Genomic DNA, 22,574 nt, shown 5'->3' on the forward strand with positions numbered 1-22,574 from the left:
CTCCGGGTCGTCCTCGAACGCAAGGTCGGCGCCCTTCAACTGCCGCAGGGCGTGAGAATCGTGGCGGCGGCCAGCGCGGCGGCGTCGGCGGCGGTCTGGGCGCCGTTGCGGGCGGAGGCGGCCTGCGCGAAGGCGAAGAACGCGAACGCGGCGAAGAGGAGGATTCCGGTCAGCCAGATGTAAAGGGGCAGGGTCGACCCCCGGTCGCCGCGCAGCGCTCTCCGCACCGTGGTTCTCAGCCGCCGGTCACCTGGGTCACGGCGTTGCGGATGGCCCCGGAGATCAGGCCGTCCAGACCGATCTGGTCGATCAGCGTGAAGATCCCGGCGATGAGGATCATCAGCCCGGCGTACTCCACGAATCCGGCGCCCGCGTCGCGCCGGTCCCCGCGAACCCGCTCCGCCACGGCACTCGTCCACGTCACCCACGCCCCGAGCAGTCGGTCCTTGACACGGTCCTTGGTCATGGGCCCACCCTTCCTCCACGGCCATCGAGCCACTACACGCAACGTACGGGAAGAGCGACCCTGAGCACACGGTTTCGGCGATTAACGGTCGCCGCTTGACCGGAAGTTGGCTCCGTGTCGTCCCGCGCGCCATCCCGCCCCCGCCACCGCGTTCGCAGCTGCCAACCCTGGTGCGGGATCACTGTAGCCATACCGGCCGCGCGCCAGAAGACCTCCGTCGCATGTCGGCCCACCAGCCCACCGGTCCACCCGCTCACCGGACCGCCCGCCCACCGACCCCCACCGACCCCCACCAGCCCACCAACTCACCAACTCACCAACTCACCAACTCACCAACTCAGCGGCTCACCGGCTCACCGGCTCACCGGCTCACCGGCTCACCGCCCCAGGATCGACGTGAAGTCCGTGCCGGAGCCGAGGAACATGCCTGTCGCGATCAGGATCATTGTCGCGGGCAGCATGAAGACCAGGGTCACCATCGTCGCCTTCGGGATCGTCTTCGCCGCGCGGCGCCGGGAGTTCTGGGCGTCCGTGCGGCGCATGTCGGTGGCGAGCTGGATCAGGGTGTCGGCGATGGGGGCGCCGAGTTCCTCGCCCTGTTGCAGCGCCGAGACGAACTGGGCCACCTGCTCGGAGGCGTTGCGGCGGCGGAGGTCGGCGAATGCCTGACGGCGAGGGACGCCCATGTCCATCTGGCGCAGGGTGATGCGCAGTTCGTCGGACCAGGGGCCCTCGTAGCGTTCCGCGACCCTGTCCAGGGCCTGGCGGAAGCCGAGGCCCGCCGAGACGACCACCGCCAGCACGTCCAGGAAGTCGGGAAGGGTGCGGTCGATGACCTCCTTGCGTTCCCGCGTCGCCTGCCAGATGTGCGCGTCGGCCGCCAGCGCGCCGAACGCCAGGGTCAGCAGGGCGAGCAGCAGCGCGCCGTTGGTGAGGAAGATCAGGGCCATCAGTACGCCGAAGGCGCCGTAGACCGCCCTGCGGGCCGCGTAGCGGTCGATGGTCAGACCGTCCGGGTTGCCCGCCATGTCGATCTTCCGGCGCTTGGCCGCCACGCGACGGCGGCCCATCAGGCGCAGTACCAGGGGCGCGAAGCGCATGCCCAGGCGGTCGACGGCCGAGCCCGCCACCGAGACGCGGGTCGCGCCGACCTCCAGGGCCAGCGCCAGGTCGCTGGGGACCTTCGCCTCCGCCCGGTACATGCGGATGCCCACCGCGGCTCCGAACACCGCCAGCGCCGCCAGTGCCGCGAGCAGCAGTGCCACCTGCGTCGTCGCCATCCCGCTCACACCTCGATCTTGCCCAGGCGGCGGATCACGAAGAAGCCGATCGCGTACAGGCCGAGGGCCACCAGGACGAGGGTCTGGCCCAGCGGGGACGCCGTCACGCGGGCCAGGGCGCCGTCGTTCGCCGTGTTGACCAGGAGCAGGGAGCCGACGCCGAGCAGCGGTACCGTGAACGCCGTCGCGTTGACCTCCGACAGCATCGTGCGGATCTCGCGGCGCGTCTCCTTCCGGTCCTCCAGCGTGCGGGTCAGGTTGCGCAGCGACGACACCACCGAGCCGCCCGCCTTGTTCGACAGGATCAGGGTCGTCACCAGGACCACCAGCTCGCGCGACGGCAGGCGTTCCGCCAGTTCGCCCAGCGCGTCCTCCACCGTGTGGCCCAGCGACAACTGGTCGGCCACCCGGGAGAGTTCCTCGCCCGCCGGGGCCTCCAGCTCCTCCGCCGCCATCGCCAGTGACGTGCGCAGGGCCAGGCCGGCCGCCGTGGCGTTGGCCAGGAGGCGCGCCACGTCGGGGAGTTGGGCGATGAACGCCTCGATGCGCTTCTGCCGCTGCCAGTTGAGAAAGATCGTCGCTGCCCACACCGCTACCACGCCCGCGATCGGGCCGAAGAACGGGGCCAGGGTCGTCGCCGCGAGGGCCCACAGGACGACCACCGTCACCGCCGCGTACACGCAGAACTCGCCCGCCGTCACGTCCAGGCCCGTCGCCGACAGGCGCAGGTGGACGGTGCGGCCGAGGCGGGTGCGGCGTACGCGGCGGTCGAGGGACACGAACCGGCGGGTTCTTCCCCGGGCCCCGCCGCGTTCTTCCCGTGCCGCGCCGCCGCCCGGAGCGTACGCGTCGAGGCTGTTTTCGAGCGCGCGCCGGCGCGCCCGGCCCGACGCGTAGACCTGCACGGCCACGATCGCCGCGACGCATGCCGCGGCCGTGCCGCCCAGGGCGATGAGCAGGGCGGGGGTCACCGGGGACATCGCGCTCATCCGGTCGCCTCTCTCGTGTTGCGTACGTCGACGGCCTCCACGACGCCGAACGCCGGGGGGACCGCCTCCCCCGCCACGTACAGCCGGTCGGCCACGCGGCGCGGCAGGGGCAGGTGTTCGTAGGAGCCGTGGACGCGTCGGTCCTGGTCGGCCGCCGCCCCCGACACGTACGGCCGCGCCACGAAGCGGGTCACCGTGGCGATGGTGAACTGCTCGCGGCCGTGCGAGACCAGCAGGGCGATCTCGCTGACGCGACGGGAGCCGTCGGCGTGCCGGGTCAGCTGGACGAGGACGTCCACCGCCGAGTTGATCTGGTCGCGCAGCGCCTCGAAGGGGACGTCCACCTCCGACATCGAGCCGAGCGTCTGGAGGCGGGTCAGGGCGTCCTCCGCCGTGTTGGCGTGGACGGTGGCGAGAGAGCCGTCGTGGCCCGTCGACATCGCCTGGAGCATGTCGAGCGTCTCGCCGCCGCGGACCTCGCCGACGATGATGCGGTCGGGGCGCATGCGCAGGCTGTTGCGGACCAGGTCGCGGATGGTGACCTGCCCCTTGCCCTCGACGTTCGGGGGGCGTGACTCCAGGCGGATCACGTGGTCCTGCTGGAGCTGGAGTTCCGCCGAGTCCTCGATCGTGATGATGCGTTCCGTGGGCGGGATCAGGGCCGACAGGGCGTTGAGGAGGGTGGTCTTGCCGGAGCCGGTGCCTCCGCTCACGATGATGTTGAAGCGGGCTCGGACGCACGCCGCGAGCAGCATCACCATGTGTTCGTCGAGCGAGCCGAGGCCGATCAGCTCGTTGAGCGTGTACGCGCGCGGGAAGCGGCGGATGGTGAGTGTCGCGCCGGTGAGGGCCAGTGGCGGGAGGATCACGTTGACGCGTTCACCGCTGGGCAGGCGGGCGTCGACCATCGGGTTCGACTCGTCGACCCTGCGGTTGACCGTCGAGACGATCCGTTCGATGGTCTGCATGAGCTGGTCGTGGGAGGCGAAGCGGAGCGGGAGCTGTTCGACCCTGCCCGCTCGTTCCACGAAAATGGCGTCCGGGCCGTTGACCATGATCTCGGTGATCGACGCGTCCGCGAGGAGCGGCTCCAGGATGCCGAGTCCGAGCGCCTCGTCGACGACGCGGCGGATCAGCTGGGTGCGTTCGGAGGAGGAGAGGACGGGGCCCTCGCGGCTGATGATGTGGCCCAGGACCCGTTCGAGGCGGACGCGGCGGTCCCCGGCCGTCAGCGAGGACATCTCCGCCAGGTCGATCTCCTCCAGGAGTTTGGCCCGGTAGACGGCCACCAGGCCCTCGTCGCGGGCCGGTGCGGGGGTACCCGTGCCTGTGCCCGTACCCGTGCCTGTGCCGGCGGCCTGCGGGTCTCGGGTGGCTGCGACTCGGGAGCGTAGGCTCATCGTCTCCTCCTCAACTCCCCAGAGCTGTACGGTCGTTGGGCATGGTCGCCGTGCGGCGCAGGTCCCAGCCGCCGAAGAGCGGGATGATCGCCGGTACGTGGACCGTGACCGTCGCGGTCACCGTGTCGCCCGTGCCGGTCGACGCGGCCGGGTGGAGCCAGGCGCTCGCCGCGTCGGACGCCGCGGCCTGGGCGGTGCCGGGGGTGAGGGATTCGGCTCGGGCCGCCGCGCGTGCGGCGCTGCCGGCCTGGTTCGCCGCGTAGCCCACCAGGCCGAGTTGGATCGTGGCCAGGCCGATCAGGAGGAGGAACGGCAGGAAGCCGGCGAACTCCAGCATGGAGACACCCGCGTCCGCCGTCCGGCGCTTCTGGCGGTTTCGGCCGCTTCGGTCGTTTCGGTCGCTGCGGTCGCTGCGGTCGCTGCGGTCGTTTCGGCGGATGTCTGCGGTGCGCCCAGGCGCCGTCGGGTGTCGCCGTGTCCGTCGCGCGTGCGCGCGTTCCCCCATTGCTCGCGCCCCGCGGCGGAGCCGCACATCGACACAGCCCCGCGCCCCTTTGCCGCGCCTCCCCCTCACCGGACCGGACCTGTCTGGGACTCCGTACCTGTCCGGGATTCCGTCGCCGCGCCCGCCTCGCCCGTCACCGTCCAGCCCGGGTCGACCCCCGGGAAGAACAGGGGGACGTCCACCCGGACCGTCGCCTTCGTGACCGTGCCGTCGTCCGAACAGCCGATCTGCGCGTCCTGCCACGCGCCCGGCAGGTGCCGTCGGCCCGCCGCGACGCAGGCGCCCTGGCCGTCGCCGCCGATGGCGTACGCGGCGGTGGCGGCGCGGGCCGCCTCGTCCGCGGCGTTTCCGGCGAGCGAGTACGTGTAGCCGTAGAGCACGCACTGCCACATCAGGGCGAGGACGGTGAGGACGATCGGGAACATCGCCGCGAATTCGAGGGTGACCGAGCCTCGGTCGCCGCCCCGGCGACGGGCCCTGCGGCCACCGTGACCGGCGCCCGAACCCGCGGAGTCCGGGGCCGGCGTGGCGACCAGGCCGAGCTCGCCCGCCAGGGCCCACAGGGCCTGCTTGACGGTGGAGCGGTTGTCGAGGTCCTGCATGCGCCCCGCGTCGACGGCCGCCCCCAGCTCCTTGTACGCGGCCGGGACCGATGTACGGGCCGTGCGCGTGCCGGTGACCCTTTCCACCAGCGGCGGCTGGATCTCCGCTGCGCGGGAGTGGCGGTTGACGACGGTCAGCGTCTCCTCCGCCTTGCGGATCTGGAGGCGGTCCCACAGGCGCACCATGCGCTTGGCGCCGCGGACCGCGATCACGTCCGGGGTGACCAGGAGGACGGCCTGGTCGGCGAGTTCGACGGCCGCCGCGTTGGCCGTGCTCATCTGTGTGCCGCAATCGACGACGACCGCGTCGTAGCGGGCGCGCAGCGTCTGGAGGACCTGGCGGGCCACGCGGTCCGTGACCTCCTCGCCGCGTTCGCCGTCGCCCGGGGCGAGGAGGAGGTCGACGCCGGTCTCGTGCGTGAAGACGGCGTCCTGGAGGACGCGGGGCGTGATGTCGCGGATCGCGGCGAGGTCGGCGACGGACCGGCGGAACTGTACGTCGAGGTAGGACGCCACGTCGCCGGACTGGAGGTCCAGGTCGAGCAGGGCGACCGTGCGGCCCGAGGCGTGGGCGGCCAGGGCCAGCTGGACGGCGGTGACGGTGGTGCCGACGCCGCCCTTGGCGCCGGCGACCGCGACGACGTGGCCGCCGCCGCCCGCCGGGGCGAGTTCGGCGCCGGCACCGCCCGCGAGGTGGCGGCGCATGCCGGTCGACCAGGAGGCGGCGGCCTGCACGCGTTCGGCGAGCGCGTCGTAGCCGAGCGGGAAGGCGACGATGCCGCGTGCCCCGCTGTCCATGGCGGCGGTGAGCAGGGCCGGGCTGGTGTCGGCGGTGACCAGGACGACGCCGACGGCCGGGAAGCGCAGGACGAGGTCGCGGATCAGGTCCAGCGGCGGTACCGGTCCGATGCGTTCGTGGACCAGGACGACTTCGGGCAGTTCGTCGAGCGACTCGGCGGCCAGCCGCGCGAGGGTGTCGAGCAGTTCGGTCGAGTCGGTGACGGGCGGAGCGGGCTCGGCGTCGGGCAGTTGGGAGAGGAGGGTGACCAGGGCGCGGGCGGCGTCCGGGTCGCCGACGGCCGGGAGAATGCGGAGGGTCATGCGGCGGCCGCCTTTCCGGGGTGCCGGTTACCGCGATCATTTCGGTCGGCCGGCGGCAAGGGCCCGGGGCTCCGCCCCACAAGCCGCCCCGCGGTCGCCGGAGAAGCTTGATCTTCCGCCTGGTTCGCCGTCACTTGTCCCCGTCCAGCGTGTACGTGCGGTCGGCAGGCGCCACCGTGGCGTCGCTGCCGGGCGCGACGAGGGCGAGACGCACATGGGTCGCGAACGACTCCGCGTACGCGACCCGTTGGGCGTCCTTGGTGTCGAGCGCGAAGGTGATCGGCACGGCCTCGCTCGCGCGGCGCGCGGCGTCGGCGCTGTTGCCGGAGCCGCCGGCGCCCTGCTGGTCGATCGGGGTGAGCTTGCCGACGGCGAGGACCTGGGCGTTCTCCACGATCAGCTTCGACTGGTCGTGTTCCTTCTGATTCTGCGCCTTGAAGGTGGCGTAGATGTTGACCTTCGCGCCCGGGGCGATCTTCCCGGCGACGCCGGTCTCCGCGTCGATCATGATGGCGATCTCCTGCTGGCCCGCCTTCAGCCGCGGGCGGTCCACGATCATGTCGGACTGGAGCAGCGACCCCTTTTCGAGGTGGGTCACGGCGATCTTGCCGCGGATCTGGTCGAGGCTGCGCACCGCGGTGGACGGCCGCCACCGCTTCGGCATCTCCACCTTCTCGAACTGCGCGCTCGTGAGCTCCTTGTACGGTGCCACGTTCTGTTTGAGCCGGTACGCGGTCACCTCCGGCCCCACCTTGGAGTTCACATTGCGTATCACCGCGAGCACACCGGCGAACGCGGCGATCGCGCACAGGGCCGACACGGCAAGGAGGATGACGCCGCGGCGCTGACGTGAGTTCATGGGGCGGGGAACCTCGTGGAGGACGGCAGGGCGGGGGTGAGGGCAGTGAGGGCCTTGCGGGCGGGCGCCGGTCCGACCGGGGACGACCGGGCGGAGGCGGCGGCCGGGGGCGGCGGTTCGGCGGGCAGCGGCGCCGTACAGAATCCGCAGCGGTCACCGATGAGTTCGAGTCCGCACCAGTGGCAGGTGTCACGGCGTACGGACGTCACGAGCTGGTAGAGGACGGACAGGTCGGGGATGGCCGCGGCGAACTCCACGATCCTGCCGGGCCCGCCGCCCCGCCCGGCCAGGCCGACCCGCCCCGTCGCCCACCAGCGCGGCGACTCTGCGGGCAGCGGCACCTCCGTGACGCCCTGCACGCGCCAGGCCGGGGCGAGGGTGCCGGTGACCCAGTCGGGGGGCTGCTGCCCGGCCGCGTAGAACATCCTCGTGCCGAAGGCGGGCCCGGTCGGTGTCTCGCCGTCGTCCGTGAGGCGCTGGAGCTGCGGCTGCGGGGTGGCCACCACCGCGAACTGGGCGTTCGGCGACCACGACTTGGCGTGGGCGGTGAGCGGGACGGGGACACGGTCCAGTTTGGCGAGGGAGCCGAGCACGGCGCCCGCGTGGATGTAGTGGGCGAGCAGCCGGGCGGCCGAGGCGAGCACGCCGGGGCTGATGTCACAGACCGACAGCTGCCGCAGCTGCAACGCGAGCACGGCGAGGGCGAGCGGCGGCAGTTCGGGCCGCAGAATGGCGATCCGGTCGCTTTCGAGCACGGAACGGATCGCGTACAGCCGGTGGACGACCGAATCCGGCGCCGACTGCGGACACAGGGCGATCACATACCCGTGCTGCTCGATCATCGCGTGCACGTCGCCGATCGCGCGGTCCAGCGGATACGTGTCGGGCGGCGCGCCCACGGGCAGCACGGCGGCGGTAGGTGTGTGCCGGTCGGACGAGGTCAGCACCAGGTCGGGGTCGGTGACGGCTATCGCGGTCGGCACGCGTGAACCCCCCTGGTCGCGGTGTGCTCCTCCAGACACCGCGGTGGCTCCGGCACCGCGGTGGTCCCTGCGTGAGCACCATATCCACGCGGGCGCCCGGCAACACCCCACTTCGCACTGTTCACGAAGTGGTGGGGCGGGCGGGGCGGGTACGGGCGGAGCGGTGCGGGCGGAGGTGGGCAGGGCCGGGTTGGGCTGGGCTGGGCGATTCCCTGGCGCTCGCGCGACGCGGACGAGAGGCACAGCGGGCGGCCGCCTGGATCGGCGACCAGCCGCACGTCAGCTTCGTACTGGCGGCGCTTGCGGAAGGAACCGGACCAGCCGTTGCGCGTCACCGACGGCGAGCGTGCCGTTCAGCGGAGGAAGTTCCCGAAGGACCGGCGCGACCTCCATGGCCGGCCGGTGCAACCGTTGACACTGCCGAGATCGGCCACTCCCTCGTAATGGGCGCGGATCGAACCGTTACTCCCGAACCGGACGCCGAGACGTGGAGGCTGGTTGCGAGACCACCGTGAAGTGATCCACGCGACCGCCTGGAAGTTCGGTCGGCAGAGCGAGTTACCCGGTCTTGGGTCAGTCCTCGAAGTACGCGTCCAGGGCCTTGTCGATGGCCTCCGCCCACTCCTGGGCCTGGGCCTTGTCCCGCGCCTCGACGTCGTTGGGGTACCAGCGGCTGTTGGGGGTGTGCACGGTGACCGTGAGGCGCTTGCGGGACGTGCCGACCTCGACCGCGCTGATCTCGTCCCAGGTGAACTCGGCCTCCTGGTCGTCGAGCGTGAAGCGGACGCCGGACGCGTCGACGACGATCGAGCCGCGGCGGTCCCTGGCCTCGACGGCCGGGGCGTCTTCGCTGTCCTTGGCGTCGTCGCTCTTCTCGGCGTCTTCGCTGTCCTTGGCGTCGTCGCTCTTCTCGGCGTCCTTGGCGTCCTCGGACTCGGCCTCCTCGGCTGCGTCCGCCTCGCCCCGAGACTCGGGTTCGGGCTCTGCCTCGGACTCGGACTCGGTCTGCTTCACCTCCTCCGACGTCTCCTCGTCCGCCGAAGACGCGACGGGAGGCGTCAGGCCGGGTACGTACGCCGGGTCGAATCCGGCGCCGGTGACGGGTGTGACTTTCTCAGTGTCCATACGCTGCTCCACGGGGCGAAGTATGGCGGACAAGGCTGTGTCCGGGAGTGGCAGGGCTCACTCCGTCGCCCGTACGGCCTCGATCAGGGCGGCGAGCTGCCGGGGGCCGGTGGTGAGGATCACGTCCGGCTCGCCGGTCTCCCGGAGGTGCAAGGTGCGCGGGGGTCCGGTGGACGCGGCTATGTAGACGCAGGCCGGCGCAGGGCGGCCTCATGAATGATCGCCGTGTACGTAAGAGGCTGCTCGCGGTGGAGGACCGCCTGGCGCTTGATCCGGTGGGAGATCCGGTACTCGATCTCGTGCGGGCGCAGCGTCGGCACCACCTCCCGGAAGAGCGACCGGGCATGCTCCGGGGTGTGCAAGAGGCCGGGGACGTTGATGACCTGTGCTGGGGCGGGGAGGGAAACTGCTCTGGTGCGAGCCGGGGCGGCACGCCGCGCAAGGGGCGGCCGCGTGAGTCGGGCCAGGACCGCTCAGTCCAGCACGGCGAGCGCGTCGATCTCGATGAGCACACCCGACGGAAGGCCGACGTAGACCGTGGTGCGCGCGGCGGGGGGCTGGGTGAGGCCCTGCTCCTCGAAGTACGCGTTGTAGATCTCGTTCATCTCGGCGAAGTGGTCGACGTCGGTGAGGTAGACGCGGATCATCATCGCGTCGTCCCAGGTGGCGCCGCCCTCTTCGAGGATCGCCTGGACGTTGGCGAATGCCTGCAGGGTCTGCTCGCGCAGGGTGGGGCCCGCCAGGGCGCGGGCGCGGCCGTCGACGGCCGGGAGGAAGCCGACCTGGCCGGCGGTCTGGAGGATGTTGCCCTTCTTGACGCCGTGCGAGAACTTCGCGGGCGGGGTGGTGTGGGTGGCGGGCGTGAGCGCGGTCTTGTCGGTCATCGTGGTCCAGTCTCTTCCGTATTCGTATTCGTATTCGTATGCGTATGCGTATGCGTATGCGTATGCGTATGCGTATGCGTAGTGCCTGAGTAGTCCCGGCTGACGGCTTCCGCCGTGCGGCGCACCAGCGGGAGCAGCGTGAGGAGTTCGTCGGCGGTGACGACGACGTTCGGCGCGGAGAGGGACACGGCGGCGGCGACGCGGCCGTCCGTACCGCGGACCGGGGCCGCGACGCAGTTGATGGACTCCTCGTGGCCACCGAGGTCGGTGGCCCAGCCCTGTTCGCGTACCGTCGCCAACTCCCTTAGGAGCGCTCGGGCGTTGGGCGTCGAACGGGGCGTGTACGTAGGGTAGTCGAGCTTCTCCGCCACGGCGCGGCGCTCGGCCTCCGGCAGGTCGGCCAGGAGGAGTTTCGCGACAGCGGCGACCGTGATGGCGACGGGTTTGCCGATGCGCGAGTACATGCGGACCGGGTAGCGGCTCTCGACCTTGTCGATGTAGAGGACCTCGCCGTCCTCGTACACGGCGAGGTGGACGGTGTGCCCGCACTGCTCGTTGAGCTCGACGAGGTGGGGGTGGGCGATCTCCCGTACGTCAAGGTTCTCCACGGCCTCCTGGGCGAGCGCGAAGAGGCGGGCGCCGAGGCGGTAGCGCTGGTCGGACTGGCGGTAGACCAGGCCGTGCTCGTTCAGGGTGCGCAGGAGGCGCAGGGCCGTGGACTTGTGGACGCCGAGGCGGTCGGCGACCTGGCCGAGGTCGGCTGGGCCCTCGGCGAGCAGCGGCAGAATGCTGAGTGCGCGGTCGACGGTCTGGCTCATGGCGTACGTACCTCCTCGGCGGCCCCTGCCTCGGTGCCGGTCCACCCGGGGCCGAGGTGCAGTGTCTCCCACGCGGCCGGGTCGAGAGCGGCCAAGCGGTCGGCGTGGGCGCGGCTCGGCGGCGTGGCGAGGTCGCCGGGCGCGGTGAGGGTGGCGGCGGCCCAGAGGTGGCCGGTGCGCAGGCGCTGCGCGGCGGGCAGCCCGCGCAGGGTGGCGGAGAGGAAACCGGCGGCGAAGGCGTCGCCCGCGCCGACAGCCGCGACGACGTCCACGCGCGGGGCGGGGACGAAGGTGACGGTGTCGTCGGCCTCGCCCCGCAGAGCGGCCCCGCCCGGCAAAGCGGCCTCGCCCCGCAGAGCGGCCTCGCCCTGCAAGGTGGCCCCGCCCGGCAAGGCGGCCTCCCGCAAGGTGGCCTCCCGCACGGCGGCTTGCGGTGTGCGCTCGAAGAGCGTCGCCCCGGTCTCGCCCTGCTTGACGACGAGTACGGCGGGCTCGGGCACGGCGTCGCGGATCGCCCGCGGCCCGCGCAGGCCCCAGACCGCTTCGGCCTCGTCCTCGCCGACGAAGACGAGGTCGGCGCCGCGCGCCAGGCCGAGCAGAACCTGGGCGGCTTCGTCGGGGCGGGACCACAGACCCGGGCGGTGGTTGACGTCGAAGGAGACGACCGGCGGCCGACCGGGGCGCGGCGCCGTGAGCTCGTGCAGCAGGTGGCGGCAGCCGTCGGACAGGGCGGCGGTGATCCCCGTCAGATGGAGGATACGGCCGCCGCGCGCGACCGCCGTATCCACCGTCGCGGTGGACATGGCGGAGGCGGCGGAGCCGGCACGGTAGTAGGCGACTTCGTGGGCGGCGGTGACCCGGTCCCCCGCCGTGCGGAAGTAGACGCCGGTGGGGCGGTGCGGGTCGCGCCGTACGGCGGTGACGTCGACGCCGTACGCGCCGACGGCCTCGACGAGGTGGTCGCCGAACCCGTCGGCGCCGACCCGGCCGACCCAGCGGGTGCGGTGGCCCGCCGCGGCGAGCCCGCACGCCACGTTCGACTCGGCGCCGCCGATGCCGCGCTCGAAGGCCGTCACCTCGGCGAGGCGCCCCGGCACGGCGGGCCGGAACGTGACCATGGACTCGCCGAGCGCGACGACGTCGAATGAGGTGGTCACGGTGGTGCTCGCCTCCTTCGTTGACCCGGCGTTGGCCCGGATGCTAGACAGCGCTGAGCACCAGACGCAATGGGTGTTGCAGATGATGCAACAGCCTTTCGCAGGACGCCCCGAGGAGGCTCTCCATGACCGCCGAGCACGCCGAGATCGCCGTCGAGCGCCTGAAGCGACTGGACGACGAGCGGGTGGACTTCCGGTTCAAGGGGCTGCCGCCGCAGGCGGACGGGCTGACGGTCGGCGAGCTCGCTGCCCGCCGCCTCAACCTGTTCACGGACGGCTTCACCACCCCGGTCCTGGCCCTGTCCGCCGAGCGCCTGGAGCACAACCTGGCGCTGATGGAGACGTACGCGGCCCGGCACGGGCTAGCCTTCGCGCCGCACGGCAAGACGTCGATGGCGCCAAGGCTCTTCCAGCGGCAGATCGAGCACGGGGCGTGGGGCATCACGCTGGCCGTGCCCCACCAGGTGCGGGTGGCACGGCACTTCGGCTTCGAGCGGATCTTCCTGGCCAACGAGCTGGTCGACCCGGCGGCGCTGCGCTGGCTCGCGGGTGAGCTGGACGCCTCGGACGACTTCCGCTTCGTCTGTTACGTCGACTCGGTCGCGGGCGTGCGCCGCATGGACGCCGCCCTCACGGAGGCGGGCGCCCGGCGCCGGGTGGACGTGGTGGTCGAGCTGGGGGCGGGGGACGGCGCGCGTACGGGGGTGCGTACGGAGGCGGAGTGCGCGGCGGTGGCGGACGCGGTGGCGGCCACGTCGACGCTGCGGCTCGTCGGCGTGGCCGGGTACGAGGGCGAGGTGCCGGAGGCCGACGGTGAGCGGGTGCGGGCGTTTGTGCGGCGGCTCGTCGCGCTGGCGGTGGAGTTCGACGCGGCGGGGCGGTTCGCGGGGCTCGACGAGATCGTGGTGAGCGCGGGCGGCTCCGCGTGGTTCGACGCGGTGGCGGACGTGTTCGCGCGGGTCCCCGAACTGAGCGGTCCGGTGCTGAAGTTGCTGCGGTCCGGTGCGTACGTGTCGCACGACGACGGGCGCTATCGGCGGGTGACCCCGTTCAACCGGGTCCCGGAGGAGGGCGCGCTGCGACCCGCCTTCCGGCTGTGGGCGCAGGTCGTCTCCAGGCCGGAGCCGGGGCGGGCCTTCACGAACGCGGGCAAGCGGGACGCCGCGTACGACCTCGATCTGCCCGAGGCGCAGGTCGTGCGCGAGTGGCGGTCGGGTTCGGTGCGGGCGGCGGACGGCGTGACGGTGACCGGCCTCTCGGACCAGCACGGGTGGCTGCGGCTCGCGGACGGGACCGGGGCCGGGGTCGAGGTGGGCGACTGGGTCGGGATGGGGCTTTCGCATCCGTGCACGTCGTTCGACAAGTGGCAGTTGATTCCGGTGGTGGAGGATGACGGGACGGTCGTGGAGTACGTGCGGACGTTCTTCTAGACGCGTAGACGCGTAGACGCGGTTCAGGGGGCCGGGCACGACGAAAGGAGCGGCCGGACATGGACCTGGTCGTCAAGGACGCCCGTGTGGTCGACGGCACCGGCGGTGCCTCCTACCGTGCCGACGTCAGGCTCGTCGGGGGCCGGATCGCCGAGATCCATCGGGAGGGCCGTACCCCCGGCCCCCGGCCGTCCGCCCGACGGGTCGTCGAGGCCGACGGCCTCGCCCTCTCCCCCGGCTTCATCGACATGCACGCCCACAGCGACCTCGCCCTGCTCCGCGACCCGGACCACGGCGCGAAGGCCGCGCAGGGCGTCACCCTGGAGGTCCTCGGCCAGGACGGCCTCTCCTACGCCCCGGTCGACGACCGCACCCTCGCCGACGTCCGCCAGGTCATCGCCGGCTGGAACGGCGGCGGCCCCGACGACACCTCCGTCGACTTCGACTGGCGCACCGTCGGCGAGTATCTCGACCGGCTCGACCGCGGCGTCGCCGTCAACGCCGCGTATCTCGTCCCCCAGGGCACCGTCCGCATGTACGCCGTCGGCTGGGAGGACCGGGGCGCCACCCCCGCCGAACTCGATCTCATGAAGCGGCTCGTCGCGCAGGGCATGGAGGACGGGGCCGTGGGGATGTCGTCGGGGCTGACCTACACGCCCGGCATGTACGCCGAGGACGCCGAGCTCACCGGACTGTGCCGCGTCGTCGCCGCGTACGGCGGCTACTACTGCCCGCACCACCGCAGTTACGGCGCGGGCGCCCTCGACGCGTACCGGGAGATGGTCGCGCTCACCCGCGATGCCCGCTGCGCGCTCCATCTCGCCCACGCCACCATGAACTTCGGGATCAACGAAGGCAAGGCGGACGAGCTGCTCGCCGTTGTCGACGACGCCGTCGCGACCGGCGCCGACATCAGTCTCGACAGCTACCCGTACACCCCCGGTTCCACCACCCTCGTCGCGCTGCTGCCCAGTTGGGCGGGTGAGGGCGGGCCGGAGGCGACCCTCGCGCGGCTCCGCGACGACGCCACCGCCGCGCGCATCCGGCATCACGTCGAGGAGCTCGGCTCGGACGGGTGTCACGGGGTGCCGGTCGAGTGGGACACCGTCGAGGTGTCGGGCGTCTGCCACACCTCCGCCCCCGGGCTTGCCGCCTGCGTCGGCAAGACCGTCGCCCGGGTCGCCGAGGAGCGCGGCGAGGCCCCCTGGGCCACCGCCCGGCGGCTGCTCCTCGCCGACCGGCTCGGCACGACGATCCTCCAGCACGTCGGCCACGAGGAGAACGTGCGGGCCATCATGCGGCACCCCGCGCACACCGGCGGCAGCGACGGCATTCTGCGGGGTGTCAAGCCGCATCCGCGCGCGTACGGCACGTTCCCGCGCTATCTCGGGCACTACGCGCGCGACCTCGGGGTGATGTCCCTGGAGGAGATGGTCGCGCATCTGACCTCGCGGCCCGCCGCCCGGCTGCGGCTGCCGGACAGGGGGCTGGTGCGCGAGGGACACCGGGCGGATCTGGTGCTCTTCGATCCGGAGACGGTCGCGGCGGGCGCCACCTTCGACGCGCCGCGCACCCCGCCCGTCGGCATTCCGTACGTCCTGATCGACGGGCGGTTCGTGATGAAAGACGGGCGCCGCACGGACGTGCTCGCGGGCAGGTCCGTGCGGCGCCACACCGTATGAGGCGTACGCGCGTTACGGCATCTGCGTCTTCCAGATGCCGCGGCCGTGCGTGGCCACGTACAGGCTCTTGCCGTCCGGGCTCGCGGTCAGGTAGACGGCGGGCGAGGTCGGCAGGTTCGTGCCCAGGCGCTTCCAGTGGCCCTCGGCGCCGGCCGCGCTGGTGAACACGCCCATGTCGGTGGCGACCACGAGGGTGCCGTCCGCCGTGATGTGCAGGGCGTTGGCGGGAGCGTCGGGCAGCGCGTCCGTGGCCGAGGCCGAACCGCTCAGGTCGGTCCAGGTCTTGCCGCCGTCGGTGGTGCGCCACACGTGGCCGTACCCGGCGCCCGCGCCCTCGTTCCAGTGCCGCGAGAAGCCGTTGACCACCGCGTACACCGTGCCGCCGCTCGCGTCCGACGGGTCGATCGCCAGGTCGGAGATGTAGCGGTTCGGGAAGTCGGACGGCAGGGTCACCTGGTGCCAGGTACCGCCGTAGTTGGTGACCATGCCGCGGCCGAACGCCGAGCCCGCGTTGCAGGAGCCGCACCAGGCGCCCCACACCACGTGGCCGGAGCTGGTGACGGCGGTCGTGGCGTGGCCCGCGCCGGTGTCGTACAGCTCGGTCCAGTCGGCGCCGCTGGTCGAGGCCCACGTCTTGCTGTTGCCCCAGATGTACTGGCCGCCCGCGACCCAGTAGCCGGAGTCCTTGACGTCGGCGCTGAACGGGGCGATGAAGCGGCCGCCGGTCGGGTCGGCGGGCGCGATGTCGGTGACCACGTCCTCCGCGCCGTCGTCGCTGGCCGTGTAGCCGCAGTTGCGGGTGATCTGGAGGGCGAGGTAGACGTACTCGCCGACCGTCTCGCAGCCGTTGGCCGGGTTGACGAGCTGGTCGCCGCCGTCACCGCCGTACGGGGAGACCATCTGGCCGTCGGGGTTGAGGTCCTGGCCCTGGTACGTGGCGCCCTTCGGGGCGAGCAGCGAGACGCCGTTGTCCTGGAGGCCGCCCCAGACCGCGTCGCCGCTGCCGTCCTGCATCGCGCCCGCGCCGACCGAGTAGTACTGGAGGTTGCGCAGCGTGCCGGACTCGTTGAGGTTGCGCCAGCCGTCCTTCGTCTGGCTCACCGGGCGGGCGTAGGCGCCGCCGTCGTTGCCGACGTACAGCTCGGGGCTGCTGCCCTTCCACTGCGAGAACGCGAGGGCGTGCTGGTCGGAGTGCATCACGTTGCCGTCGCAGGTGTTCTGCGAGGGCTCGTACGAGAAGCACGGCATGCCGAAGTTCCAGTAGCGGCCGATGGAGTTCCAGTTGCTGCCGCCGTCGCGGGTCTCGAACATCTCCTCCAGGCCGAGGTAGACGTGCTGCGGGTCGGCCGGGTCGACCTTGATGACCTGGTCGTACCAGGCCTGGGAGCCGGGCTGGTAGCCGGAGCCGATCTCGCTGATCTTCATGGCGGAGCCGGAGGCGGAGAGCTGCGCCGGGGTCGCGATCTGGTCGAACGGTCCTGTCGGGTCGCCGCTCTTGCTCACGAACACGCCGCCGAGGACCGAGTAGACCCCGGATCCCGACGTCTTGTTGAGGAGTTTGGGGGACTCCAGTGAGACGTAGAGGCGGGAGCCGTCGGCGGCGTAGGCGAAGGACGCGTTGCCGATGTCGTCGGGGTTGATCGCCCCGCTCGGCCGCTGCCGCTTCCAGGTGGTGCCCGCGTCGTTCGAGTAGTAGAAGCCGTTGTAGTCGGCTCCGCTGCGCCAGGCGACGTTGGCGATCAGTTGCTTGCCGTCGGTGCCGGGGCGGACCGCGATGTCGTTGGCGATGTCCGCGAAGTAGGAGCTGGTGCCGCAGGTGATGCCGGTGACACCGACTCCGGCGCACGGTGCGAGCACCTTCTGCCAGGCCGACGACCGGTCCGCGCCGAGCGAGCGGCGGAAGACACCGTGCGAGGTCGCGGCGAAGGCGTACCCGGCGGCCTTGTCGAAGGTCAGGGTGTGGATGGAGGTCCCGTCGAGCCCGGCGCCGCCGACCTTGTCGGACGGTGAGAAGGTGCCGGTGGTCGGGTCCGCGAGCCGGTAGACGCCGCTGCCCAGGTAGTTGTCGGAGGCGGTCGTGGCCTCACCCGTGGCCAGCCAGAGCGAGCCGTCGGGCGCGGTGGCCAGGGCGCCGACCGAGAGGGCGGGCAGGTGATCGGCTATCGGCGTCCACGTCTTGCCGTCGTCGGTGGAGCGGAAGACGCCGCCGCCCGCGGCGCCCGCGTAGACCACGCCCTTGTGGGTCGGGTCGGTGGCCAGGGCGGCTATGCGGCCCGCCGAGTGCCCGGCGCCGCCGCCGGAGTTGGAGGCGGACTGGTCGCGGTAGTGCAGGGCGTCCTCGTTGTACGGGGACGTGGTGACCTCGCTCCAGTTAGAGCCGGCCACCGGCATGTCGTTCACGTGGGCCCACGCGTCGGCGTAGGCGCCGGAACCGATCTGGCCGCTCGGGGAGAGCCGCGGCTCGTTGAACGACGCGATGGATTCCATCAGTTCGTGGGACTCGTCGCCCGCCACGTCGTGGCGGCCGTGCCCACCGTCACCCTCCGCACTGGCGCCGGTGACGGATCCCGTTCCGGCTATGAGGAGGGCTGCCGCGCCGACGACGAGAGCCGATCGGGCTCCCCTTCGTCTGCGCGTACGGTTCGCGGAAAGCAAGGGCATAGGTGCCTCCGGATCCTCGGCGGGAGCGGCGTCCGCCCCAAACGGACGCGCATGTTCTCCTGGGCCGAGCGCCGGAACCGTACAACTGTGCCAGGCGTCAACTCCCGTTGTTCACGAGCATGTTTACAAGCCCTTTACCTCGTGGTGGCCGAAACTCTTCAACCGGGGTTCTTGGTCCTGCCATGACCGGGCTTATCGCCGGAATTGCCCGGTCCGCTCTGCGTCTTGGTCGCGGTGGCGGTGGCGGACGCGGCGGCGGTGGGCGCGGGGCCCGCCGTCGGCCTGCCGCTCGTGGCCGTGCGGGAGGCGGGGGCGGACGGGGTCGCCGACGCGTCCGCGCGCCTGCCCGACGTCTTGCTCCCGTCGCCGCTCGCGGACGGCGAGGCGGAGGAGGTGGCGGTCGCGGCCCCCGACGACGCGGCGCCGCTCGGGCGGGGCGAGGTGCCGCGGGACGCCGAGACGGAGGGCGTGGCGCTCGTCGCGCCACCGCCAAGGCCGCCGCCCGCGGGGTCGGTGCCGGACGAGTCGGGCGCGAAGAACCACGCCCCGAGCGCGACGACCACGCCGATCACCGCGACGCCGCACACGACCAGCAGCAGATCGGCGCGCCGCTTGGGACGGCTCCTGCGGCGGCTGCCACGACGTGGCGACCGCTCGGCGTCGTACGGGGTGGGGCCGTGGCCCGGACGGCGGTTCGGACCGTGGTCCGTGCCCATGCCCGGTCCCGCGCCCGCGCCCGGTCCCACGACGGCACCCACGCCCACCTCCGGGCCCGCCCCGGGGTACGGCTCCGATTCCGGCTCGGGCCCCGGCCACGGCGGCGACTGCGGCTCGTCCTGCCAGCCGTGGACAGCGGCCGGATCGGCGTAGCCGTCGTACGCGCCGGCGGACTGCTGCGGGTCGTACACGACGCCGGGGACCGGGTCCGTGTCGCGCGGTTGCGGGTGGTGCTGCCAGGACATGACCGCGCATTGTAAGGAGGGGTGGGGCCCGGGAACCAGCGGTCACCGATATGCGGGCAAACAGCGCGGCCCGCGTGGCCAGTACCACAACCCGCGGCGCCCGGCGGGGCCGTAGGGTTTGGCCATGCAGCTCATCCAGTCGACCAAGCTCTCCAACGTCTGCTACGAGATCCGCGGCCCGGTTCTCGAGGAGGCGATGCGCCTTGAGTCGGCGGGCCATCGCATCCTGAAGCTCAACACGGGCAATCCGGCGGCGTTCGGCTTCGAGTGCCCGCCGGAGATCCTTGAGGACATGCTCCGCAACCTCGGCGACGCGCACGGCTACGGCGACGCCAAGGGGCTGCTCGCGGCCCGCCGCGCGGTGATGATGCACTACCAGACGCTGGGCGTGGAGACCGACGTCGAGCACGTCTTCATCGGCAACGGCGTCTCGGAACTCATCGTCATGGCCATGCAGGGCCTGCTCGACGACGGCGACGAGGTGCTGGTCCCCGCCCCCGACTACCCGCTGTGGACCGCGGCCGTCTCCCTCTCCGGCGGCACCGCCGTGCACTACCGCTGCGACGAGCAGTCGGACTGGATGCCGGACCTGGCCGACATCGAGCGCAAGGTGACCGACCGCACCAAGGCGATCGTCATCATCAACCCCAACAACCCCACCGGCGCCGTCTACAGCGACGAGGTGCTGCGCGGCCTCACCGACATCGCCCGCCGCCACAACCTCCTGGTCTGCTCCGACGAGATCTACGACAAGATCCTCTACGACGACGCCACCCACACCCCGACCGCCGCCCTGGCGCCCGACCTGATGACGCTGACCTTCAACGGCATGTCGAAGGCGTACCGGGTGGCCGGCTACCGGGTCGGCTGGATGGCGATCTCGGGGCCGCGCGCGCACGCGGAGTCGTACATCGAGGGCCTGACGATCCTGGCCAACATGCGCCTGTGCGCCAACATGCCGGGCCAGCACGGTGTCGTCGCGGCCCTGACCGGGCGCCAGAGCATCGAGGACCTGGTGCTGCCGGGCGGGCGGCTCAAGGAGCAGCGGGACGTGGCGTACGAGCTGCTGACGCGGATCCCGGGCGTCACGTGCGTCAAGCCGAAGGGCGCGCTGTATCTCTTCCCCCGGCTCGACCCGGACGTCTACAAGATCAAGGACGACCGGCAGCTGGTGCTCGACCTGCTGCGCAAGGAGAAGATCATGGTCGTCCAGGGCACCGGCTTCAACTGGCCGGACCCCGACCACTTCCGTGTCGTCACGCTGCCCACGACCCGCCAGCTGACCGAGGCGGTGACCCGGATCGGGCGGTTCCTCGACGGGTACCGGCAGGCTTAGTTTGGACAAGTTCTAAATTAGACAGTTTCCAAGGTACGATGGGGACCAAGTGTCTGTCCGCCTGGAGGCCCCATGTACGAGCCGATCCGCACGCCTTCACGTCGGTCCGTCCACTCGACGGCGGCCGACCCCGACACCGACGGCTTCCCGCGCCGCACGCGCGAGGAGGAGCTGGACATCCAGCTCGCCGGGCACCTCGCCGCGCTCCTCGCCCTCACCGACGAGCTGCGGCAGGCCCTGCCGGACGGCGGACAGGACCTGGCCGGCGCGGCCGACGCGCTGACCGAGCAGGTGGCCCGGCTGCGTGGCGGCCACCCGCCGGTCCGGGCCGAGGCCGCCGCGGCGGCGCCGGACGTCACCGCCCTGCACCGCCGCGCCCACGCCGTCGCGGGCCGCGCGCTCGTCGTGGCGGCGTCCCGGGCGGACACCGCCGCGGCGATCCTCGCGGCGCAGCGGATGGAAGCCCACGCGGCGGGGGCCGAGGCCGCCGCGGTGGCACTCACTTCGTGACGTACACCGTCGCCGAGGCCGACGATCCCTCGTGCAGGTCGTCGCCCGGCCAGCTGACCGTGTAGGTGACGTCCTTGCGTTCACGCGGCAGGTCCTTGATCGTGAACGTGCCGTCGGCGGCGACGGTCACCGACGTCAGGGCGCCGCTGCCGAGCTTGTCGGTGCGCTCCACGGAGAGCGTGGCCGGCTGTGCCAGGGCCTTGCCCTGAGCCGTGAACGTGCCGGTGATCTGCACCCCCGTCGCCTGGCTCGCCTCCGCGGGCGCCGTGAGCGTGATCGAGGTCGGCGCCTTGGCCACCGTGAGCGTGGTGGCGACGTCCTTGGCGGGCAGATGCGTCAGATCACCCAGGAACGACACCGTGTACGTGGCGTCGCCGACCAGATCGGGCTCGTCGAGCACGGTGAACGTGCCGTCGGAGGCGACCGTGGCCGTCCCCAGGTCGTGGGTGCCGTTCGCGTCGGTCCTGGTCGCCGACACCTTCAGCGGCTCGGTGGGCGTCGGGCCGTCGTAGGCCAGCGTGCCGTGCAGCGCGAGCGGCTCGCCCGCCACCGCCTGGGAGGGGCTGTGGGTGAGGCTTTCGGAGAAGCGGGTGGCGTACTGGGCGGCCGGCGGCTGGATGACGTGCAGCCAGTACTGGTTGCCGGTCGCGTTGGTGGTCACCGCGAAGAGCCGGGAACCGTCGGCCGTCCACTCCAGGCCGCGCGGCGCCACCCGGTCGCCGTCGAGGCTGCCCTCGAAGACGAACTCCAGCGGCGGCGTCGCGTCGCTCGGGTCGGCGGGCGAGAGCAGCAGGTCGGGCGTGGAGCCGGTGGCCGCGGCGCCGCGCGCCAGGTACTTGCCGTCGCCGCTGTACGCCACGGCCGAGGAGACCGCGCCTGCGGGCAGCGCCGGGTAGCCGACGGAGGCGTCGGACAGGTCGGAGGTGTTGAGCAGGCGGGTGCCGTAGGACGCGTCGGCGACGGCGACCTTGCCACCGTCGACGGAGAACGCCATGTCCTTGAGGTTCAGCGCCCCCGTGCCGTCGCTCGCGGCGAACCGGCGTTCGGCGCCGCGGACCAGGGTGCTGCCGCTGGTGTCGAAGACGGCGAGGTAGGGGTCGGTCGCGTCCGCGTTGCGCGGCTGGCCCATCAGCATCCGGTCGCCGGGCCCGGCCGCCAGCTTGAGCAGCCCGTAGTCGTTCCAGCCGGTGCGGGCGTACGCGCCGTCCGCGACGTCGTCGAGCTCGGTCCGGGCGGTGTCGCACCCGGACGCGGACAACGCGACCGGCGAGGTCATGTACACCCGGCCGCTGGAGGAGACGAGATCGCGGCCGCAGTAGTCGGCGCCGATCGCGACGGCGGCGACCGGCTGGTAGGTGGTGGTGGAGAACTCCTGGAGAGCGGTCCGTTCGCCGACGTAGAGAGTGGAACTGTCCGGGCTGAGCGCGAGCCCGGAGACGTAATGGTCGGTGCTGATGGTGCTGACGCGGTCACCGGCGAAGCTGTACACGACGACGGTGCCGGTGTAGTAGGTGCTGCCGACGTGCCTGTCGGCGACGTACACCCGCTGGTGCACGGAGTCGACGGCCATCGCGGAGTACGACGAGATCGGCAGCTTGGCCACGACGTCGGACGCGGCGGCGCTCGCCACGGGCGCGACGGCGACGCTGAGACCGGTCCCGGCGAGCGCGACGGCCAGCGCGGTGGCGGCGAGGCGTCCGGGACGGTGTGCGATATTCAACTGTGCCCCCCACAGGCTGTGTTGGGCCCGCCCGGCCGATGAAAGCGGCGGACCCGTCGTGGCTCCCATGTAACAGCCGTGAAGATCCCGTGGACAAGAGGCGC

General features: G+C 72.2%; 20 protein-coding genes and 1 pseudogene. 4 read left to right on the forward strand and 17 right to left on the reverse strand.

Annotated elements, in window-relative coordinates; translation table 11 throughout:
- Nucleotides 1-62: 62 nt before the first annotated feature.
- The 14 genes and pseudogenes from OFY01_RS21955 to OFY01_RS22020 all read right to left on the reverse strand — a co-directional run.
- Nucleotides 63-227: pseudogene (locus tag OFY01_RS21955) on the reverse strand (pilus assembly protein TadG-related protein); the annotation flags it as partial.
- Between the two features lie 8 nt (nucleotides 228-235).
- On the reverse strand, nucleotides 236-466 hold the full coding sequence (locus tag OFY01_RS21960) for a hypothetical protein (RefSeq protein WP_266602565.1): 231 nt from the start codon (nucleotides 464-466) through the stop codon (nucleotides 236-238).
- A gap of 377 nt (nucleotides 467-843) precedes the next feature.
- Nucleotides 844-1,746: a DUF5936 domain-containing protein gene (locus tag OFY01_RS21965; protein ID WP_266602567.1), complete on the reverse strand. Its 903-nt coding sequence runs from the start codon at nucleotides 1,744-1,746 to the stop codon at nucleotides 844-846.
- A 5-nt stretch (nucleotides 1,747-1,751) separates the two neighbouring features.
- Entirely contained in the window at nucleotides 1,752-2,717 is a 966-nt protein-coding gene (locus OFY01_RS21970; protein WP_407700400.1) for a type II secretion system F family protein, read from the reverse strand.
- Between the two features lie 14 nt (nucleotides 2,718-2,731).
- Nucleotides 2,732-4,135, reverse strand: coding sequence for a CpaF family protein (locus OFY01_RS21975; protein ID WP_266602569.1), 1,404 nt, complete (start codon nucleotides 4,133-4,135; stop codon nucleotides 2,732-2,734).
- Nucleotides 4,136-4,145: 10 nt separating this feature from the next.
- The gene (locus OFY01_RS21980; RefSeq protein ID WP_266602571.1) at nucleotides 4,146-4,472 is read right to left on the reverse strand and encodes a TadE/TadG family type IV pilus assembly protein; all 327 of its coding nucleotides are present in this window, start codon (nucleotides 4,470-4,472) and stop codon (nucleotides 4,146-4,148) included.
- A 233-nt stretch (nucleotides 4,473-4,705) separates the two neighbouring features.
- A complete protein-coding gene (locus OFY01_RS21985) occupies nucleotides 4,706-6,343 on the reverse strand; it encodes an AAA family ATPase (protein ID WP_266602573.1) in 1,638 nt (545 codons plus the stop codon).
- 130 nt (nucleotides 6,344-6,473) lie between these two features.
- On the reverse strand, nucleotides 6,474-7,202 hold the full coding sequence (gene cpaB / locus OFY01_RS21990; RefSeq protein ID WP_266602575.1) for a Flp pilus assembly protein CpaB: 729 nt from the start codon (nucleotides 7,200-7,202) through the stop codon (nucleotides 6,474-6,476).
- Complete coding sequence (locus tag OFY01_RS21995; RefSeq protein WP_266602577.1) at nucleotides 7,199-8,185, reverse strand: hypothetical protein; 987 nt, start codon at nucleotides 8,183-8,185, stop codon at nucleotides 7,199-7,201. The genes cpaB and OFY01_RS21995 overlap by 4 nt, the downstream gene beginning before the upstream one ends.
- A gap of 573 nt (nucleotides 8,186-8,758) precedes the next feature.
- A complete protein-coding gene (locus OFY01_RS22000; protein ID WP_266602579.1) occupies nucleotides 8,759-9,310 on the reverse strand; it encodes a hypothetical protein in 552 nt (183 codons plus the stop codon).
- A gap of 179 nt (nucleotides 9,311-9,489) precedes the next feature.
- On the reverse strand, nucleotides 9,490-9,672 hold the full coding sequence (locus OFY01_RS22005) for a Scr1 family TA system antitoxin-like transcriptional regulator (RefSeq protein WP_323135540.1): 183 nt from the start codon (nucleotides 9,670-9,672) through the stop codon (nucleotides 9,490-9,492).
- Between the two features lie 111 nt (nucleotides 9,673-9,783).
- Complete coding sequence (locus OFY01_RS22010) at nucleotides 9,784-10,194, reverse strand: RidA family protein (RefSeq protein WP_266602581.1); 411 nt, start codon at nucleotides 10,192-10,194, stop codon at nucleotides 9,784-9,786.
- Complete coding sequence (locus OFY01_RS22015; protein ID WP_266602583.1) at nucleotides 10,191-11,012, reverse strand: IclR family transcriptional regulator; 822 nt, start codon at nucleotides 11,010-11,012, stop codon at nucleotides 10,191-10,193. The genes OFY01_RS22010 and OFY01_RS22015 overlap by 4 nt, the downstream gene beginning before the upstream one ends.
- The gene (locus tag OFY01_RS22020; RefSeq protein ID WP_266602585.1) at nucleotides 11,009-12,169 is read right to left on the reverse strand and encodes a sugar kinase; all 1,161 of its coding nucleotides are present in this window, start codon (nucleotides 12,167-12,169) and stop codon (nucleotides 11,009-11,011) included. Before OFY01_RS22020 ends, OFY01_RS22015 begins: the two co-directional genes overlap by 4 nt.
- A 125-nt stretch (nucleotides 12,170-12,294) precedes the next feature.
- Here OFY01_RS22020 and OFY01_RS22025 point away from each other — a divergent pair, with 125 nt between their 5' ends.
- Both OFY01_RS22025 and OFY01_RS22030 read left to right on the forward strand, forming a co-directional pair.
- Entirely contained in the window at nucleotides 12,295-13,599 is a 1,305-nt protein-coding gene (locus OFY01_RS22025; protein WP_266602587.1) for an amino acid deaminase, read from the forward strand.
- Between the two features lie 59 nt (nucleotides 13,600-13,658).
- Nucleotides 13,659-15,281 (forward strand): N-acyl-D-amino-acid deacylase family protein, encoded by a 1,623-nt coding sequence (locus tag OFY01_RS22030; RefSeq protein ID WP_266602589.1) that lies wholly within the window; start codon nucleotides 13,659-13,661, stop codon nucleotides 15,279-15,281.
- Nucleotides 15,282-15,293: 12 nt separating this feature from the next.
- Here OFY01_RS22030 and OFY01_RS22035 read toward each other — a convergent pair whose 3' ends face one another.
- Together OFY01_RS22035 and OFY01_RS22040 are read right to left on the reverse strand one after the other, a co-directional pair.
- Nucleotides 15,294-17,942: a WD40/YVTN/BNR-like repeat-containing protein gene (locus tag OFY01_RS22035; RefSeq protein ID WP_266602591.1), complete on the reverse strand. Its 2,649-nt coding sequence runs from the start codon at nucleotides 17,940-17,942 to the stop codon at nucleotides 15,294-15,296.
- A gap of 158 nt (nucleotides 17,943-18,100) precedes the next feature.
- Nucleotides 18,101-18,904 (reverse strand): hypothetical protein, encoded by an 804-nt coding sequence (locus tag OFY01_RS22040; protein ID WP_266602593.1) that lies wholly within the window; start codon nucleotides 18,902-18,904, stop codon nucleotides 18,101-18,103.
- Between the two features lie 124 nt (nucleotides 18,905-19,028).
- Here OFY01_RS22040 and OFY01_RS22045 point away from each other — a divergent pair, with 124 nt between their 5' ends.
- Together OFY01_RS22045 and OFY01_RS22050 are read left to right on the forward strand one after the other, a co-directional pair.
- Nucleotides 19,029-20,240 carry a pyridoxal phosphate-dependent aminotransferase gene (locus OFY01_RS22045; RefSeq protein WP_266602595.1) on the forward strand — a complete coding sequence of 404 codons (1,212 nt, stop codon included), beginning with the start codon at nucleotides 19,029-19,031 and terminating at the stop codon, nucleotides 20,238-20,240.
- A gap of 72 nt (nucleotides 20,241-20,312) precedes the next feature.
- Nucleotides 20,313-20,750: an SCO4983 family protein gene (locus OFY01_RS22050; protein ID WP_266602597.1), complete on the forward strand. Its 438-nt coding sequence runs from the start codon at nucleotides 20,313-20,315 to the stop codon at nucleotides 20,748-20,750.
- Here OFY01_RS22050 and OFY01_RS22055 read toward each other — a convergent pair.
- A complete protein-coding gene (locus tag OFY01_RS22055; protein ID WP_266602599.1) occupies nucleotides 20,740-22,470 on the reverse strand; it encodes a WD40 repeat domain-containing protein in 1,731 nt (576 codons plus the stop codon). The genes OFY01_RS22050 and OFY01_RS22055 overlap by 11 nt on opposite strands.
- Between the last annotated feature and the right edge of the window lie 104 nt (nucleotides 22,471-22,574).

This window comes from Streptomyces beihaiensis, from assembly GCF_026274175.1.
GTDB classification, from domain to species: Bacteria; Actinomycetota; Actinomycetes; order Streptomycetales; family Streptomycetaceae; genus Streptomyces; species Streptomyces beihaiensis.

What these genes read in the sequence shown, in the direction of transcription:
- OFY01_RS21960 (WP_266602565.1), bottom strand. Translation starts at nt 466, where the DNA reads ATGACCAAGGACCGTGTCAAGGACCGACTGCTCGGGGCGTGGGTGACG.
- OFY01_RS21965 (WP_266602567.1), bottom strand. Translation starts at nt 1,746, where the DNA reads ATGGCGACGACGCAGGTGGCACTGCTGCTCGCGGCACTGGCGGCGCTG.
- OFY01_RS21975 (WP_266602569.1), bottom strand. Translation starts at nt 4,135, where the DNA reads ATGAGCCTACGCTCCCGAGTCGCAGCCACCCGAGACCCGCAGGCCGCC.
- OFY01_RS21980 (WP_266602571.1), bottom strand. Translation starts at nt 4,472, where the DNA reads ATGCTGGAGTTCGCCGGCTTCCTGCCGTTCCTCCTCCTGATCGGCCTG.
- OFY01_RS21985 (WP_266602573.1), bottom strand. Translation starts at nt 6,343, where the DNA reads ATGACCCTCCGCATTCTCCCGGCCGTCGGCGACCCGGACGCCGCCCGC.
- cpaB (WP_266602575.1), bottom strand. Translation starts at nt 7,202, where the DNA reads ATGAACTCACGTCAGCGCCGCGGCGTCATCCTCCTTGCCGTGTCGGCC.
- OFY01_RS22000 (WP_266602579.1), bottom strand. Translation starts at nt 9,310, where the DNA reads ATGGACACTGAGAAAGTCACACCCGTCACCGGCGCCGGATTCGACCCG.
- OFY01_RS22010 (WP_266602581.1), bottom strand. Translation starts at nt 10,194, where the DNA reads ATGACCGACAAGACCGCGCTCACGCCCGCCACCCACACCACCCCGCCC.
- OFY01_RS22015 (WP_266602583.1), bottom strand. Translation starts at nt 11,012, where the DNA reads ATGAGCCAGACCGTCGACCGCGCACTCAGCATTCTGCCGCTGCTCGCC.
- OFY01_RS22025 (WP_266602587.1), top strand. Translation starts at nt 12,295, where the DNA reads ATGACCGCCGAGCACGCCGAGATCGCCGTCGAGCGCCTGAAGCGACTG.
- OFY01_RS22030 (WP_266602589.1), top strand. Translation starts at nt 13,659, where the DNA reads ATGGACCTGGTCGTCAAGGACGCCCGTGTGGTCGACGGCACCGGCGGT.
- OFY01_RS22035 (WP_266602591.1), bottom strand. Translation starts at nt 17,942, where the DNA reads ATGCCCTTGCTTTCCGCGAACCGTACGCGCAGACGAAGGGGAGCCCGA.
- OFY01_RS22040 (WP_266602593.1), bottom strand. Translation starts at nt 18,904, where the DNA reads ATGTCCTGGCAGCACCACCCGCAACCGCGCGACACGGACCCGGTCCCC.
- OFY01_RS22045 (WP_266602595.1), top strand. Translation starts at nt 19,029, where the DNA reads ATGCAGCTCATCCAGTCGACCAAGCTCTCCAACGTCTGCTACGAGATC.
- OFY01_RS22050 (WP_266602597.1), top strand. Translation starts at nt 20,313, where the DNA reads ATGTACGAGCCGATCCGCACGCCTTCACGTCGGTCCGTCCACTCGACG.